16 protein-coding genes and 1 riboswitch are annotated in these 17276 nt (G+C 39.5%); of the genes, 7 read left to right on the forward strand and 9 right to left on the reverse strand.

Going from position 1 to position 17276, the window contains the following annotated elements:
* Positions 1-10 precede the first annotated feature (10 nt).
* Positions 11-955 carry an ornithine cyclodeaminase family protein gene (locus HWV03_RS07130; protein WP_211679090.1) on the forward strand — a complete coding sequence of 315 codons (945 nt, stop codon included), beginning with the start codon at positions 11-13 and terminating at the stop codon, positions 953-955.
* A 97-nt stretch (positions 956-1052) separates the two neighbouring features.
* Here HWV03_RS07130 and add read toward each other — a convergent pair whose 3' ends face one another.
* Positions 1053-2048 (reverse strand): adenosine deaminase, encoded by a 996-nt coding sequence (gene add / locus HWV03_RS07135; RefSeq protein ID WP_211679091.1) that lies wholly within the window; start codon positions 2046-2048, stop codon positions 1053-1055.
* Positions 2049-2077: 29 nt separating this feature from the next.
* Positions 2078-2177: riboswitch (purine riboswitch) on the reverse strand.
* Between the two features lie 524 nt (positions 2178-2701).
* Between add and HWV03_RS07140 the strand changes: the two genes are divergently transcribed.
* A complete protein-coding gene (locus HWV03_RS07140) occupies positions 2702-5101 on the forward strand; it encodes a glycosyl hydrolase family 18 protein (RefSeq protein ID WP_211679092.1) in 2400 nt (799 codons plus the stop codon).
* Positions 5102-5231: 130 nt separating this feature from the next.
* Here HWV03_RS07140 and HWV03_RS07145 read toward each other — a convergent pair whose 3' ends face one another.
* Positions 5232-6095 carry a DMT family transporter gene (locus tag HWV03_RS07145; RefSeq protein ID WP_211679093.1) on the reverse strand — a complete coding sequence of 288 codons (864 nt, stop codon included), beginning with the start codon at positions 6093-6095 and terminating at the stop codon, positions 5232-5234.
* 145 nt (positions 6096-6240) lie between these two features.
* Positions 6241-6948: an AraC family transcriptional regulator gene (locus tag HWV03_RS07150; RefSeq protein WP_045111034.1), complete on the reverse strand. Its 708-nt coding sequence runs from the start codon at positions 6946-6948 to the stop codon at positions 6241-6243.
* 664 nt (positions 6949-7612) lie between these two features.
* Between HWV03_RS07150 and HWV03_RS07155 the strand changes: the two genes are divergently transcribed.
* Positions 7613-7882, forward strand: coding sequence for a hypothetical protein (locus HWV03_RS07155; RefSeq protein ID WP_211679094.1), 270 nt, complete (start codon positions 7613-7615; stop codon positions 7880-7882).
* A gap of 2 nt (positions 7883-7884) precedes the next feature.
* Here the strand turns inward: HWV03_RS07155 and HWV03_RS07160 are convergent, their stop codons facing one another.
* A complete protein-coding gene (locus HWV03_RS07160) occupies positions 7885-8097 on the reverse strand; it encodes a TOBE domain-containing protein (protein WP_255547106.1) in 213 nt (70 codons plus the stop codon).
* 222 nt (positions 8098-8319) lie between these two features.
* On the opposite strand from HWV03_RS07160, the gene HWV03_RS07165 reads away from it, so the two are divergent.
* Positions 8320-8592, forward strand: a complete 273-nt coding sequence (locus HWV03_RS07165; protein ID WP_211676288.1) for a helix-turn-helix domain-containing protein — start codon at positions 8320-8322, stop codon at positions 8590-8592.
* Positions 8593-9909: a type II toxin-antitoxin system HipA family toxin gene (locus HWV03_RS07170; RefSeq protein WP_211679095.1), complete on the forward strand. Its 1317-nt coding sequence runs from the start codon at positions 8593-8595 to the stop codon at positions 9907-9909.
* 21 nt (positions 9910-9930) lie between these two features.
* On the opposite strand, the gene modC is transcribed toward HWV03_RS07170, so the two are convergent.
* The 5 genes from modC to HWV03_RS07195 form a co-directional block, all read right to left on the reverse strand.
* Positions 9931-11019, reverse strand: coding sequence for a molybdenum ABC transporter ATP-binding protein ModC (gene modC / locus HWV03_RS07175; protein ID WP_211680073.1), 1089 nt, complete (start codon positions 11017-11019; stop codon positions 9931-9933).
* On the reverse strand, positions 11019-11705 hold the full coding sequence (modB, locus tag HWV03_RS07180; protein WP_211680071.1) for a molybdate ABC transporter permease subunit: 687 nt from the start codon (positions 11703-11705) through the stop codon (positions 11019-11021). Before modB ends, modC begins: the two co-directional genes overlap by 1 nt.
* 17 nt (positions 11706-11722) lie before the next feature.
* On the reverse strand, positions 11723-12520 hold the full coding sequence (gene modA / locus HWV03_RS07185) for a molybdate ABC transporter substrate-binding protein (protein ID WP_211679096.1): 798 nt from the start codon (positions 12518-12520) through the stop codon (positions 11723-11725).
* A gap of 137 nt (positions 12521-12657) precedes the next feature.
* A complete protein-coding gene (locus HWV03_RS07190; RefSeq protein WP_211679097.1) occupies positions 12658-13818 on the reverse strand; it encodes a diguanylate cyclase in 1161 nt (386 codons plus the stop codon).
* 137 nt (positions 13819-13955) lie between these two features.
* On the reverse strand, positions 13956-15053 hold the full coding sequence (locus HWV03_RS07195) for a cache domain-containing protein (protein WP_211680076.1): 1098 nt from the start codon (positions 15051-15053) through the stop codon (positions 13956-13958).
* Between the two features lie 378 nt (positions 15054-15431).
* Here HWV03_RS07195 and HWV03_RS07200 point away from each other — a divergent pair, with 378 nt between their 5' ends.
* Both HWV03_RS07200 and HWV03_RS07205 read left to right on the forward strand, forming a co-directional pair.
* Entirely contained in the window at positions 15432-16262 is an 831-nt protein-coding gene (locus HWV03_RS07200) for a TOBE domain-containing protein (RefSeq protein WP_211679098.1), read from the forward strand.
* 258 nt (positions 16263-16520) lie between these two features.
* On the forward strand, positions 16521-17255 hold the full coding sequence (locus HWV03_RS07205) for a hypothetical protein (RefSeq protein WP_211679099.1): 735 nt from the start codon (positions 16521-16523) through the stop codon (positions 17253-17255).
* The last annotated feature ends 21 nt before the right edge of the window (positions 17256-17276 follow it).

Here is a 17276-nt window from a genome sequence, read left to right on the forward strand (position 1 = left end):
ATAAAAGAATATGAAATACATAAGTGAAGTATTGTCGAGTCAATTAATTAGTCATGACCTAGCGTTTAATGCGGTATCCGCTGCGTTCATTGCTGCGAGTGATCAAGCCAAATTATTTCCTGTTGTGATTGCAGAGGGTCACCCTGAAAATACTATTTTTTCGCTTAAATCAGCAAATACAGCAGAACTCGTGGGTTGGAAGGCTGGGAGTTATTGGCCGGGTAATACCACCAAGAATATTCCTTGTCATGCATCGACTATCTTTTTATTAGATCAAGACACTGGGCGTTTGGATGCCGTGATTGAAGGCAGTGCAGTTAATGCTTACCGCACGGCGGCAGCAGATGCGGTCGCCGTCTCGGTATTAGCGCGTGAAGACGCGAGTTGTGTCGCTATTTTTGGCACTGGTCATCAGGCATTTTATGAATGCGTTTCCGTTTGTCGAGTACGTGATATCCACAGTGTACTGGTGGTTGGCCGTAATCATAATAAAGCACAGGCTATGGTTGAGAAACTAGCGGGTGTCGGCATCGATGCTCAAGTTTCAGTGGCTGAAGAAGCATGTCGTGCAGCGGATATTATCATTACTGCGACGACTGCGCGTGAAGCACTATTTTCTGCTGAATGGGTGAAAGCGGGCACGCATATCTCGGCAATGGGGGTCGATACGAAGGGTAAGCAAGAGTTACCACCAAGCTTGTTTGATGAAGCTGATTTATATTGTGATTTTACGTCACAGTCGGTAGTGATTGGTGAATTTCAGCACGGTAATAAAGAGGTGGTTACAAACAAATTAACCATGATTGGTGAGGTATTATCTGGATATGCACAAGGGCGTGTAAATAATACGGATATTACTATTTTTGATAGTTCAGGTATTGCAGTGCAGGATTTATTTGTCGGAAAACATTTACTGAATGCAGCACTAGATGCAGGGCATGCTATTGAGTGTTAGTTTTCATATATGGGTTGTGAATAGTCGATATTAAAAAGGCGGGGTTGATCCCCGCCTTGTTAGTAACTAATAATAGTTTAATGGTATGAAAGCTACCTTATTCAACAAATGTCGATAAATGCTGTTTTACAGAATCAGATGCGAACGCATGTTCAATGCTGATCTTGTAAATCTTGAAGTAGTCTTCACGGCTTAAGTTAAACTCTTCCATTACTTTACGTACTTCATCTGTCATTGTTGTATTTGACACAGTACGGTTATCGGTATTGATAGTGATTTGAATACCGTCTTGATAGAAAGCTTTAACTGGGTGGCTTGCTAAGTTGTCAACCGCTTTCGTTTGTACATTACTGCTTGGGCAGGTTTCTAATGCAATTTTTTGTGTTTTAACAAGGTCGTATGCATCTTCATGGCCGGTAATATGAATACCATGACCAACACGTTCTGCGCCTAATAATGACACTGCATCAAATACGTTTTGACCCACACCTTGCTCACCAGCATGGATGGTTACACGGTAACCTTTCTTAATTGCATATTCTGCATAAGGAACAAACTCAGCACAGAAGCCTGGTGCTTCACCACCTGCTAAATCGAATGCAACAATACCGTCGTTTAAGTATTTAGCTGCCGTATCCAGTACTTCTTTGATTCTGTCTTTTGGCATGTGACGTAAGATAGATAAAATGTAGTTACCTTTGATGTCGTACATTGCCTCTGCACGCTTCATTCCTGCAACAACATTATCAAATACTTGTTCAAGGGTTAGACCTTGTTCAAGGTGTAGCATTGGGCCGAAACGTACTTCTAGGTATTTCACATTTTCTTTTGCAGCATCTTCAAAGACTTCAAAAGAGATGCGCTCAATACCTTCCGCTGTTTGCATTACTGATAATGGCAGGTCAAAACGCTGTAGATATTCACCAAGATCTGTACATGTTTCAGGTGCGATCATTAAAGTTCTGATTTCTTCAATGTCGTTACTTGGTAAGGTAATGTTTTGTTCAGCTGCAAGCGCAATGATTGTTTCTGGGCGAACACTGCCGTCTAGGTGGCAATGTAGGTCAATCTTCGGTAAGTCAAAGTAATTCATGAGTCTCTACCTTTATATGTTTTTTTAGGTTTTAAAGTTACAGACTTCATAATCAAGAGTTTAAGGATCTTGGTAGAAACTCCCAAACCATATTATTGGGATTATACGAAGTTATTTAACCGCGTAGTTTAGCAGTCTGAAAACGACTCTGCAATTCGCTTAGACTCGTGCCTTAATCAATTTTGCTTATTATCGACGCGTATAGTTAATAATGGCCATGAAAAAACAACTAGATTGACCTCGATGACAGGCGTGAATTTGAGTACGATGAAATAACAGAAAAGTTGTCTCATCGCTTCTTGTTTTGGTTTACTTGCTATTAGTGATGGTGGTAAATGTTTTTAAGTTGTTGTTTTTAAGGTGTAAGGTTGTGTTTTTGTATGGGTGGGTATTTGGGATTAACATAACCCATGATCTCACTGTTTCAATAATTAAAAATTTACTGGTCTGACCGTATTGTTTGATAGAACTCTAACTTTGTTGTTTTCATGTTCTTTTTTCGTTGCGCAAATTAACAATTGAGAATAGTTTTTATATAAGCCTCTGGAGAGGTTTGATCTTGACTGGCATGATTACTGTTTGAATATCCGTCAATACATGTTGTATGTAATTACGCCTATTTTCGACTTTCTAATTTATTACATGGAGTTCTTGTGAAATCAATTTTTTTAAAAAGTACCCTTAAGTTAGCGATGGTAGCGGCAATTAGTGCACCTGTACTTGCGGCAGCACCTCAAGCACCCTCAATCGCGTGGGCCGATTATTCAAAACTAGGTTTTGTAACAATTAATACTGATGCAATCGTTAGCTATAAAGACATGTATACACGTGTTGACGTTGTTGAAGTACCTGTTTCTTGGGATGTTTGGTCTGGTGAACAAGCGACAAGATGGGAGGTAGAAGTTAACGGTGAAATAATGATGTCTGGTTCAGGTACAGGGAAAAGTACTGTTTTATCTTTCACTGAAGGTGGTTTAAAAGACATGGTTGTGCGTTTATGTAACGCCGATGGTTGTAGCGAAAGCGCAACAACTGAACTATTAATCTCGGATACAGACGGTTCGCATTTAAAAACTGACCTACCAATGACGACTGATCCCGCTAATACTCCTTACGCACAACAAAAAGAGAATATTGTCGGTACTTACTTTGTTGAATGGGGGGTGTACGGTCGTAAATACAATGTTAACGATATTCCTGTTAATAACCTAACGCACATAATTTACGGCTTCATTCCAATTTGTGGTGGCACAGGTGATAACAAATCTTTATTAGATCCAAATCCATCGGGTCACCAGTTATTAAAAAAAATGTGCGCAGGCCTGCCTGATTACTCTGTTGTTGTTCATGACACATGGGCGGCACTGAACTCTTCTTACGGTCAACCTGCAACACGTTTAGACGGTAAAAAAGTAGGTTCATTAGAAATAGGTAAAGGTACTTACGGTGGCTTAATGGCGCTTAAAAAAGCGAATCCACACATTAAAATTCTTCCATCTATTGGTGGTTGGACATTATCTGACCCATTCTTCGGATTCACTGAAAAAGCAAACCGTGATGTATTTGTCGCCTCTACAAAAGAATTCTTAAAAACGTGGAAATTCTACGATGGTATCGATATTGATTGGGAATTCCCAGGTGGTGACGGTGCAAATGCAAGCTTAGGAGATCCAGAAAAAGACGGCCCGGCTTACATCGCATTAATGCAAGAATTACGTGCAATGTTGGATGAGCTTGAAGCGGAATATGGTCGTAAATATGAACTTACATCTGCAATCGGTACCGGTTACGACAAGATCGAAGATGTTGATTATGGTGTTGCTTCACAGTACATGGATAATATCTTCATGATGTCTTACGACTTCTACGGTGCATGGGGTCCAAATACGGGTCACCAAGCAGGTATTTATTGTGGTGCTCACATTTCAGCTGATAAATGTAATGGTACTGGCGAGTTTGCTGGGAAACCTGAATATACATTAGATAACGCAACTAAACTTTTACTCGCGCAAGGAGTGCCAGCTAAGAAATTAGTTGTTGGTGCTGCAATGTATGCTCGTGGGTGGCAAGATGTTGTAGCTGAAAATGGTAACCCAATCGGCGCTATCGGTTCACACATCGATTCTTCTGACGGTAGTCCATTTAACGGTAGTCTTGGTGGCGATGGTACAGACGTAAACGAAGCGGCTTGGGCTTGGGAAGCTGGCATTATGGATTATCGTGGTGTCCTTAAATTCCTCGAGTCAAACCCAAATGCAATCATAGGTTGGGATGAAATAGCTAAAGCATCATTTGTTTGGGATGAAGTGAGTCGTACATTGTTGACATATGATACGCCTCGTTCAGTACTTGCTAAAGGTGAATACCTTAAGAGTCTAGGTCTTGGTGGTATCTTCTCATGGGAAATCGATGGTGATGGTAACGGCGATATCTTGAACGCAATGAACCAAGCCGTAAATAACCCACAAGGTCAAACAGATTGGTCTGGAAACATCATCACGAATGAAGCTCCGAGCATTAGTATTGTATCTCCATCTGGTTCAGTGGTTCATACTGAAGGTGATACAGCTCAATTCTCTGCATTAATTACTGATGATAAATCAATTGCAGCTGTTGAAGTCACTGTTAATGGTGTCACTAAAACTGTGACACAAGATGCTACAACTTACTCTGGCAGCTTTGTGGTAAGGGTTGGTAGCAACACTGTTATATTCAAAGCAACAGATAACGAAGGCGTTTTATCTCAGAAAACAATCACCATCATCGGTAACGCTAAAGGCTTAGTTTGTGAAGATGGTTCTTCTGTTGTAAACGGTGAATGTGTTGTAGACCCAATCGTTTGTGAGGACGGTTCTTCGCTTATCGACGGTAAATGTGTTGCAGATGAGGTTGTTAGTGAAACACCATTTGTTGCTGGTTCGACTAAAGCATCTAACGGTGAAGTATACTCGTATCAAGGATTGTGTTACCAAGCTAAAAATAGCCCTGGTATTTGGGAAGTACCAACCGCAACATCTTGGTTCTGGACCGCTGTGACATGCTCTGGATCTTAAGTTGACCAGTTAACGAGTGATGAAGAGTCTTCACTCGTTAACGATGAGTTGTACTGATACTAAATAACGCATTAATATTTTGCTGAAAGGAAATATTAATGCGTTTATCAACTTGAAGGGTGATGTTTTCCTATATAGGGTTATCACCAAACGTTAATTTTTTCTTCGTATTAGCAATAATCGCACCAGATAATATTAACGCGAGTGCAATGATAATGTTAGTAGACCAAGCATTAAGACCTGCAATGGCCAAAATGACAGATGAAATGAGTGGTGTACTAAAACTTAATGATGCTAGCAATTGCTGATTACCTTTTTTTAGGGCTATGTCCCATAAGTAAAAAGCGCCCCCGACAGGCCCTAATCCGAGTAATAATATCCCGCCCCATTCCGATAGGCTAAAACTCCAATTACTGGTTTCAAATTGCCAATGCGCGATTAATGCTAATATTGCAACGGCTGCAGATAACCAAGCGATGTCTTCAACGTCGTTGTTTGATGTGGATAAGAACCATGAATAGCTGCCCCAAATAACAGCGCAAATAGCAGCAAGCAAATAACCAATCCGATAGTCGTTATTTATCGTTAGCTCACCATTACCAACAATAATGAAGGCGATGCCGATAAAGCCTAAGCTACCCCCGATAAGTGCTCTTAACCGACTTTGTTTGTTGGCGACGAGTGTTGCTAGTAATAATGGCCATAGATACACAATTAAACTGACCTCGATAGCGGGGGCGAATTTAAGCGCCATGAAATAACAGAAGTGGAACCCAAACAGTCCAATTATGCCAAGCAGCCACTGAGTTAGGGTTAACGATGGTTTGGTAAAGACGGTTTTTTTAATCGCTATTCGCTTGATGATGATAATGATAGCGGAGATAGAAAAGCAAAGTGAGAGTAATTGAAATGCAGGAATATTCGCGGTTATTGTCCCTAACAGCGCTAAAGTACCCCATAATCCGATTGCGATAAACCCGTATAATGTAGCCATAATTTATGATCCTTAAGTAATTTTAATGACTGAATTATAAGGTGTTCATAAATTAGCGTGTTTGCTGAAAGGACGTTTTTATTGGCTAATACGCTGCTGTTGTATTGCTATGGGATGAGATAGATAAACTGTCATCGCTGATGAGTTAGTAGCTAAACGCTTTAGGTGATTGACCGAAATAGTTTGAAAAGCGTCGACTAAAAGCTGACAGGTCTTGGTAGCCAACTTGCTCTGCGACAATACGAATAGGCAGGTCGGTATGAGCGAGCAGTGCTGAAGCCTTTTCCATGCGCAGTTGGGTTATGTATTTGTGGGTGGTCATGCCCATATTTGTCTTGAATAATTTTTTGTATTGGCTTGTGCTTAAACACGCAATTTTAGCTAACTGCTCGATGCTAAATAGCACACTGATGTCTTGTTTTATGAAGTGGATAACCTCAGCAATTCGAGGGTCGATACGTTCATGACATGTTTGTTGAGCAAGGAGCTGATAGAACAATTCAAACGCAGTCGATTCAAGCTGTTTATTTACTTGATGTGCCAGCTGCTTATCGATGAACTGTATATAAGCAAGCAGGGGAGGATTTATCGAGAATTTTTCAATACCTGATTCGGTAATGTTATCTGGATAACTTTCCATATCAACGACAATAAAACGGGCTGCATCATCTGCCCGAAAGTCATGTTGTTGCCCAGCTTTAATTATCACACAATCACCAATGCTAACTTTACCTGTGTAATCACCTACCTTAATATCAATCGCGCCATGTAATGGCAACACCAGCTGGTGGAACTCATGATAATGACTGCGTATTTGGCTTGTATAAGCGCGAATAGAAAGGTTGTTAGGCATGTGAATCCGCTTTTCCTTAGCGATGAGCAATGTTTAATATCTTAAAGGGTAAGTGTTTATTTTGATAGATAAATGTATCTAAGTACATAGTGCTAATTTTATGTTTTGTAGCTGACAAATCATTTAAAGTTATGATTTAATAGAATAATATGAATTAATTATAAAGATATTAGAACGGCGATATGAATGAAATACAAGAAAAATAGCTAAAGTCTCTATAACTTCACCTGTGGGGAAAATACATTTTGACTATAACTAATAGGATAATTAAAAGAGCGAACATCAGCTTTTGGGGAACAAATTTAATAGCATTATATTTTAGCTTTATCAGCCCATTACTCGGTTATTACCCCATGTCTACTTGGATAGATAATATTATAAAAACAGTGATTATAGTTTTTATAATGCATATGTTTATATATCCTCTTGCTCTGTACACCAAACAGAAAAAGAAGAAGAATAAAGTTGTGTTAATAATCATGACTATTTTAGCTCCAGTAGCATTTGGGTATTTTGTCTATTTCTTTAGATTGTTCAGGGGATTTGAACTGGATGAAAAATGATTTATACGGGAATTAACAACCAACTTTGATGTATAAAACTCTTGACGTTGATAGAAGGCTTTGTTGTATTCGCAATAATGCATTGATTTTTATGTGGTTCCATGTTGTTTTTTGTTGGTGGATGGGATATTAAAAATAATATTTTGCATATTGCAGGTAATGAAATTCAGGGTTATAGCAAAGCTAGCATATTAGAGGTTAATCTATTTAGGCTAACTGTTGGTGTATTGAAAGTTGATGATAAAACGTATTATTTTTTACCAAAAAAATTCTATGTATTTAGGTTTTATTATTTCACGAAAAACCTTCGTAATTTGGCATTAATCGAACTTAGGGCTTTTTTGGACGCTACGAGAGTGGCTCAATATTAAAATCAAAACGACTGCGCTAATTCACTTTCTGTCATGCTTACGCCTTTGATCTGAGCATATACACTTTGCCCAACTGTTAGTGCTAAATCATCACATGCCCACGGGGTGATGTTCGCCCATATGTGGTCATCACCAAACGCTAATTTAACTTGCACATTATCACTTGATTCTGAATGTATAATCTCGGTAATTGTCGTCGGTAGAATATTACGCATACTACTGTCTTGTGGACGTGTTTTACACAGGGATACATGGTTAGCATGAATACGTACACGTGATTCTAACTATTTACGCTGAGTTAAGGCCAAGCTCTGGCTCTCTGTTGAATAGCGTTTATTCTTATTTTCACCCGCTGCAGCGTGTAAAACTTGCTTTACCTGTTATAGCGTGTATTCTTATATTTACCTGCTATAGCGTGTAAGTATAAGAAGGTTAGAATGAAGATAACGTCAGCGAAGCAATTAGCGAATGCACTGCAAGATACGCGGAAAACAAAAGCATTATCTCAGACAGATGTTGCCAAACAAGTTGGGATTCGACAAGATACGGTGTCTAAATTCGAACTAAACCCCGATAGCACCAAACTTGATACATTATTTAAAATGTTAGCGGCGCTAAACTTAGAGCTTCACGTGGCCCCGCGGGGTGAAGGGTTACCAGAAGACGTTGAAAATGTTCAAACTCCTGCGGGTTGGAAAGAGGAGTGGTAAATGGAAAAGCTTAACGTTGCAATGAATGGCTATTTTGTTGGTACTCTATTCAAGACTACGACTGGCGCGCATACATTCTCTTATTCACCTGATTGGCTTGCTCAACCTGGTGCTAGACCTATCTCGCTATCATTACCTTTGCGAACTGCAGTTTTTAAAGGTGATGCCGTATTTAACTTTTTTGATAATTTATTACCAGATAATAATCAAGTAAGAGATCGAGTTGTCGCACGCCATGGCGCGCATTCAAACCAGCCTTTTGATCTACTCGCTAAAATTGGCCGTGATAGTGTCGGTGCATTACAAATTTACCCGCCAAATGAATTGCCTGCCGATATTACCCACATTGAAGCTAAACCCCTTGATGATAATGGCGTTGCGAGAATATTAAATGGTTATCAATCAGCAGCCCCATTAGGCATGATTGAAGACGAGGATGAATTTCGTATATCCATTGCAGGCGCACAAGAGAAAACGGCGCTGCTTAAAATTGCTGAACAGTGGTATTTGCCACTTGGAAGTACGCCTACTACGCATATTCTCAAGTTACCTATTGGTACAATCCAAAGCCATTCGTTTTCAATTGATTTAAGTGACAGCGTTGAAAATGAACTGGTGTGTATGTTACTTGCTAAAGAATATGGATTAGATACGGCAGACTGCTCGATCTTAAATGTGGAGGGAGTTAAAGCGCTCGCTATCAAGCGGTTTGATCGTAAACCGTCAGAGAATAAGCAATGGATTATACGTTTGCCACAAGAAGATTTTTGTCAGGTGCTAAACGTAAGCTCGGGACGGAAATATGAGCAAGATGGTGGACCAGGGATCAAAGATATCATGCAGTATTTATTGTCATCTGATAGACCAACACATGATCGCAGTGAATTTATGAAAGCTCAGGTTTTATTTTGGCTATTGGCCGCTTCAGACGGACATGCAAAAAACTTCTCTGTGTTTATTAAAGCAGGTGGTGGTTACCAACTTACACCACTTTATGACATTATATCCACCTATCCTCTGATGGGAGGAAATGGCATCAGACCGCAAAAAGTAAAATTAGCGATGGGGCTTTATACGTCAAAAGAAGGCTCACAAGCGCGGAAATATAATTGGCAGCAGCTTTTTCCTAGGCACTTTATGGCTACGGCTAAAGTCGTTGGTTTTAGTGATGCCGAAATGCAGCAAATATTAATTAATTTTAAAATTAAAACACCTCAAGTTATTGAACGAGTTAGAGAACAATTACCTTCTGATTTTCCTAAACTGATTAGTGAAGCCATTTTTAATGGTGTAACAAAAATGGCTGCGCGTTTGTAATTTATTGTATACCTATAATCCTCAAAACGACTGCGCTAATTCACTCTCAGTCATGCTTACGCCTTTGATCTGAGCATATACACTTTGCCCAACTGTTAGTGCTAAATCATCACATGCCCAAGGGGTGATGTTCGCCCATATGTGGTCATCGCCAAACGCCAATTTAACCTGCACATTATCACTTGATTCTGAATGTATAATCTCGGTAATCGTCGTCGGTAGAATATTACGAATACTACTGTCTTGTGGACGTGTTTTACACAGAGATACATGGTTAGCATGAATACGTACACGCAGTTTACTGCTCACAGGTAAAGGCAAACCATTGATCCACAGGTAAGTACCATCAGTGAGTGATAACTTACTCATGCGATAGCCTTCATTAAGCGCTGTTACTGTCGCCATTAACAGTGAGCTTTGTTCTTTGGCTGGCAACCAAGGTCGCATTTCTGCACTGTCCCAAACAGCTTGTAAGTGACCGTTAACTAACACTTTCCCCTTATCCAATACTAGCATGGTATCAGCCAGCTGTAAGATCTCATCTAAGCTATGGCTTACATAAATAATGGGTAAATTAAGGGTTTTCGATAGCTGTAACAAATAAGGAATAAGCTCACGCTTACGGGGTAAATCTAACGCTGCTAATGGTTCATCCATTAATAACATTTGTGGCCGTGTTAGCAAGGCGCGACCAATCGCAACACGCTGCTTTTCACCGCCTGAAAGGGTTGATGGATAACGCTTTAATAACTCACCTAAACCAAGTAACTTCACCACAGAATCAAAATGAACTTGGTCTTTATCTTTATTACCGTAATTGAGATTACCGCGCACACTGTAGTGGGGGAATAAACGCGCTTCTTGAAAGACATAACCAATACGGCGACGTTCTGGCGGTAAATTAATTCGCAGTTGCTGGTGGTAAAGATGCGTATCACCTAAGGTTAGCTGACCCTTATCAGGTGTTGATAACCCGCCAAGAATATTCACCAACGAGGTTTTACCTGCACCAGAACGACCAAACACAGCACAGATACCTTGCATCGGAATTTGTGCATTCACCTGTAAGTCCAAATCACCCAGTTTTTTCTTTATATCAATAGTTAACATTATGACGCGACTCGCTGTTGGGCTTTTTTGGCTAGCCATTGTGATGCCGTTAACGATAATACGGCAATAACAATAGCAATCACACACAAGCGTGCGGCTTCATGCTCAGCACCTGGAGTTTGAATAAAAGAGTACATGGCGAGTGGAATAGTACGCGTCTCACCAGGGATATTAGACACAAAGGTAATCGTTGAACCAAACTCACCTAAACTGCGAGCAAAGGCCAGTACCATACCAGAAACAATACCGGGTAAGGTTAACGGCAGTGTAATGGTAAAAAACACGCGTAAGCGATTACTACCTAGGGTTCGCGCGGCTTGCTCTAAACGACTATCAACACTTTCAAATGACAAACGGATCGCACGTACCATTAACGGAAACGAGACGATCGCAGCCGCTAATGCTGCACCACGCCAACTAAAGCTAAAGCTCCAGCCAAACCAGTCATAAAGTATCGCACCAATGCTGCCTTGACGACCCATAGAGATTAATAAAATATAACCAATCACCACGGGCGGTAAGACCAAAGGTAAGTGAATTAGGCTGTCAAACAGTGACTTACCAGGAAACTCACAACGGGCTAATATCCACGCGCAAGCGATACCAAAGGGCAGGCTGAATAACACTGCCACACTCGATACTTTTAAACTCAGCAGCAAGGCTGCAATTTCATAATCACTTAACAAATTCAACGTTATTGACCTTAAATAGAGTGTACCTTAAAACCGTATTTAACAAATATTGCTTGTGCAGTTTTTGTTTGCAAGTATCGGTAGAATATTCTGGTGGCGGAATTAGTATCATGACCGACAATGACCAGAGGATATTCAATGGCTTTGTGGCTATTTTCTGGGAAGGTCGCAACCGTTTTTACTTTTTTGGATATCTGTGCGTCAGTCGCATACACAATACCAAATGGTGACTCACCACGCTCGACTAGCGCTAATGCACCGCGAACATTACTTGTACGGGCTAATAACGGCATCGCTTTTTGCCATAAATCTAAACTTTCTAATGCTTGTTTAGCATAGCGACCAGCTGGTACATGATCGGGATCGCCAACTGCGATTCGACTATCACCCACTGCATGCGTGATATTCCAGTGTTTATTTAATACGATGTTATTTAATGGACTTGTACTAGGGGCGATGAGCACCAGTGAGTTACGTAACAAAGTCACACGAGAGTCTGCCGCAACCGCTTTTTGTTTCACTAAGTAATCCATCCACTTTTGATTTGCGGATAAATAGATTTGAGCGGGTGCCCCTTGGGCAATTTGTCTTGCTAAGGTTGAAGATGAAGCAAAAGAGAATACCGGATTTATTTCTGTTGGGTTTGCTATTGCGTCAGCTCTAAACGTATCACCGATTTCTGTTAAGGCGTTAGTTAATGAGGCCGCTGCAAAGATAGTTAAACGCTCTTTAGCCATAACATTACTGCTGAAAATAACTAAAAGAATGGAAATGAGCTGTTTTAACCTGCTGCGATATCTCTGTGTCATGAACAATCCCTTATGTATATTTTCTTGAATGCGAGGTAAATATGCAACCGTTATATACCTAGCTATATATCGATTGGTAAATTTTAGCCCTGTTAACGTAAATTAACAAGGCTAAATTTTATTCGTTTGATTTAGTGCTAGATAACAACGCAGTTACGCCCAGCTGTTTTTGCCTCGAACAATTTCATATCCGCGTCGTTTAACGTTTCATCAAATGAGGATTTGGCGTGATCATGTAGGGCTATTCCAGCACTTAAGGTGACGTTAAACGCTGTACCATCGTGCGTGAATATTAAGTTTGATACTTGTTTTCTTATACGTTCTGCGACAGCAATGACATTTTTACTATTATCGCAGGGGCCGATAATAACAAACTCTTCACCACCATAACGAATACAGTAATCACCAGTACGTGTGCATTCCATCATAACACGGGCTACTTTTTGTAGTACTTGATCGCCACAATTATGGCCATAAGTATCATTGATTTTCTTAAAATGATCGATATCTAAAAATATGGCTGCTAGCGCTCGATTATGACGTTTTTCATTTTCTAACATGCCTGGAATCACTTCTTCTAGGAAACGCTTGGAATAGAGCTTGGTCAACGAGTCACGAACGGACTGTTTAGAGAGTATATTTATAAAATAGTTGATAGTAAGGGTTGATACGCCAATGAATAGTACAAAACCAAAAAGTAAAATACCGGTCGCTTTTGAGACAGTCCAAAATACATTTTCTTCCATATCATCAAGATATATACCGGTGCCAATTAACCAGTCCCAAGGAGCGAAGTAACTCACATAGGCTATTTTGGAAAATTGCTCTAATGAATCATTTTTAGACCAAAGGTAGGTGATCCAGCCACCAGTTTTACGCCTTTCTCTGCTAACATCGCGGAAAGGGTGGGTTCCATCTGTGTATTGCCAATCTAATAAACTCATACCAACCAGTTCTGGTTTATATGGCTGTAATAAGATTTCACCATCGAGAGAGCTTATCCAGAAGTAGCCATGATCGCCGTAGGTCGAATTTTTTAGTGAATTCATGGCATAGTTTTTTGCATCCTCATCAGATAACTGACCAGCCAAGCTAAGACCATGAAAATAGCTGATCACGCCGATTGCTGATTCGGTAAGGTGCTTCGATTGTGCCTTTTTTTCATTTTCTAAACTCGTAGAAAAAGAATCATAAAAAAACAATAGGAAAGCAATCAGTACCGAAAATATAAGAACGGATAAAGCAATTAATTTATTCTGAATCGGTAATCGATGCGAATAGGCTGAAAAATTAGGCATAGTGACACAGTTAATAATGTAATCTGTTGATATTGTAGAATATAAATTATGTGTAAATATACCTTTTTAAGAAAAAAATCAGAGAATTAATAATTTTTTAATTTTTTTGAGAACATAAAACTATTAATGTAATGAAATTAAATTGATACGCGATTACGCCCTGCGGTTTTTGCTTCATACAATTTCATATCCGCGCGTTTTAACGTGTGCTCAAAACTGTGGTTGCTATGACAATGGTGTAGTGCAATACCTGCACTTAACGTGACACTAAAAGTGGATTCGTCACTGGTGAAGCGTAATTCAGATACTTGATGACGGATCATTTCTGCCATATCAACAGCAGACATTTCACAATCGAAGAAGCCGATAAGGACGAATTCTTCACCACCGTAACGCATGCAGTAATCATTCTGTTTAGCGTTGTCATTCATTATTCTAGCTACGTGTTTCAGTACTTTATCACCGTTGTCATGGCCATGTTTGTCGTTGACGGATTTGAAGTGATCCAAGTCAATAAATATGGCTGCAAGATGATGATTCGTCATTTTATTATGATTCAGTAATGTAGGTATGATCTCTTTTAAAAAACGTTTCGTATACAAATTAGTCAGGGAATCACGTACCGATAGCTCACTTAATTGATGTACAAAATAGTTAATAATGACAACGATAGTGATAATGAAAATGAGAAAGCCAAGTAGCAAGACACCGGATGTTCGAAATACCGCCCAGAAAATATTGGATTTCATATCGTCAAGATAAAGCCCTGTACCAATAAGCCAATCCCAAGCTGGGTAGTGCGCAACATAAGATATTTTAGGGAATTCTTCAGATGTGTTTAATTTAGGCCAAGTATAAGAAACCCAACCACCGCCTTTTCTGGCTTCTCGATCAAATTCTTGGAAAATATATTTACCAGTACTGTCTGCCCAATTCGTCATATTTAAGCCGACTAAATTAGGCATGTAAGGTTGTATGAGGATCTTGCCTTTACTGTCGTTGATCCAAAAATAGCCATCATCACCATATGTTGCCGACTCTAGTGTCCGCATCGCCATTTGTTGAGCTGCGACAGTGGTTAGCTTTTCAGATAATTCGAGCTGATGAAAGTGTTGAATAATACCGAGGGCTGATTCAATAAAGTTTTTGGATTGGGCTTTTTTTTCTTCTTCTAAACTAGTTGAAAAAGAATGATAGAAGAATAATACAAAAGCAACAATCCCAATAATAATCATAATTGACAGACCAACCAATTTATTTTGGAGTGGTAGTCGATACGACTTTGAGGATAGGTTGTCCATTGTTACTCCTAATAACGTTCAATTCCATTAATGAGGTCGTGCAATATTTATGCACATACGGAATGTGACATAGCGTGTGATTATATACGGTAATGGTAGAGTTAGCGCTATCATTTGCAATTAATTTACTTATTCTCGATTATGCTGACATTATATTAATGATGGTTGCGTCGATATGACTAAATACTACTTTACCATGGCGTGTTTTTTACGCTGTATATCTTGTTCGTTTGTAACTAGGCTACAGCCATGTTGTTATTGTTTTACTGATAATGCACAATATGTACTTAATTTTCAAGGTGATAATATATCGTGGATTTAAAAGCATTACTGACGATCTCCGTTGCAGATAAAGTGTTTGCTAACCCTAAACGGATCGCGTTGTTACAGCAGATACAAGCCTGTGGTTCGATTAGTCAGGGGGCTAAACTAGCAGGGATGAGTTATAAAACAGCGTGGGATTCGGTTAAAGATATGAATACCCGTTTACCAGAACCTGTTGTAAATAGCGAAAAGGGCGGTAAAGGAGGGGGCGGTGCTAAATTAACGCTCTTTGGTGAGCGCCTACTGCAAATGTATGCACTGACCGGTCAAATGCAAGATATGGTATTAGAAGCTTTACAAGACCAGGCTATCCCAATGAATAGTTTACTGGATGTAATGGGGCATTTTTCCTTAAAAACCAGTGCTCGTAATCAATTATCGGGCACTATTTTATCATTAGATAATCAAACAGACTCCCACCAAGATAATTTAAATGTAGGCCTTCAAGTCGAACTCGCTAGTGGCTTATTACTCAATGCTTGTGTAACCCAAAGTAGTTGCGCGCGTTTGTCATTAGTCGTTGGTAAGCCCATTTTATTGTTATTCAAAGCCCCTGCGGTCAGTATTTCGCTTGAAGCATCAGCGGGTGAACGCAGTAATCAAGTCTTAAGCATCGTTCATGAGATCTACAGTAATAGTCAGACAACTGAAGTGAGCTTAGTGATTCTTAACGAGCAGGACATGGCTAAAAGCACTGTGCCACAAATGATTTATGCGTCGATTGATACACAGTTGGCGAATCAACTTAACCTTACTGTTGGCGGTCAGTGTTATGCGGTATTTTCATCAAGCCAAACAATTGTGGCTTGTATGAGTTAAGTTACTTACCTTATACTGCTGATTGTCTAAGTTACAATTTGTTACATTACTGAGCATTTATGGGGTTTACTGACATTTACTTACAATTAACTGTTGGTTACACCTATATAATGAGTAGATATTTGATGTATGTTATGCCTGTAGCGCGCGAAAATCACGAGGTTTTATTGATGATGGTTTATATTTCTAGAACTGTATGACACCGCTAACATTAGTATATATTATTGATATAAATCATTTGTTATTATCGAGATTTTTATGAACCAATTTTTAATTACACTGACGTTACTATTATCAGTGAATGTTAATGCGCAACAGTCTCAAACGCCTAGGCCGTTAACGGTACAGTCGATAGAGCTGAATACGGTTGAGTTCAAAGCCATTGAAACATCGATTGCAGAATTTGTAAATTATACGGCGACGGGACCTGAATCTGAGCAAATTATGGCTTTAGGTAAAGAAATCATTCGTGTTATTGACGCTGGACTTGTGGAGTTACACAAAGTAAACCCAAAGCAAGTAAAAGCAATTCATCATTTGATGGAATATGTTGAAAGTGACCATCAACGTTATATGAAACCGTATCACTTTGCTGTAGTAGCTACTAAAAACAGTAAATCGTTATATGCAACGCATGATACGGTTTTTAAAGCTGCAGGGTTATGGTTGAAAGATTTATCTTACGAGTATACGAATGATACTTTTACCTATCAGGTTGCTACGGATGCTCAAGCGGACTTGTACCTTTCTTATCGGTTAACGGTTAATTTATCTGGTGCTATCACGTTATGTAAAAGTGATGGAATAGAAGAACGTTGCGTGAGTGAAAACTTGAAAGAAGAACGTGTAACTTACACTGATAGCCTAACCACAATTACAGGCGTGGTTGATTTTAACGGTTTTGAGGGCGAATCATTTATTCATTTTTATAGTAAAGAAGCGAATAAAACAAGCATGATTAATTTAGATAAAGTGGATATTGAGGTTCAGTAAAAATACGAAGTGAACCTCAAC

It is taken from the genome of Moritella sp. 36 (genome assembly GCF_018219415.1).
GTDB lineage: Bacteria > Pseudomonadota > Gammaproteobacteria > Enterobacterales > Moritellaceae > Moritella.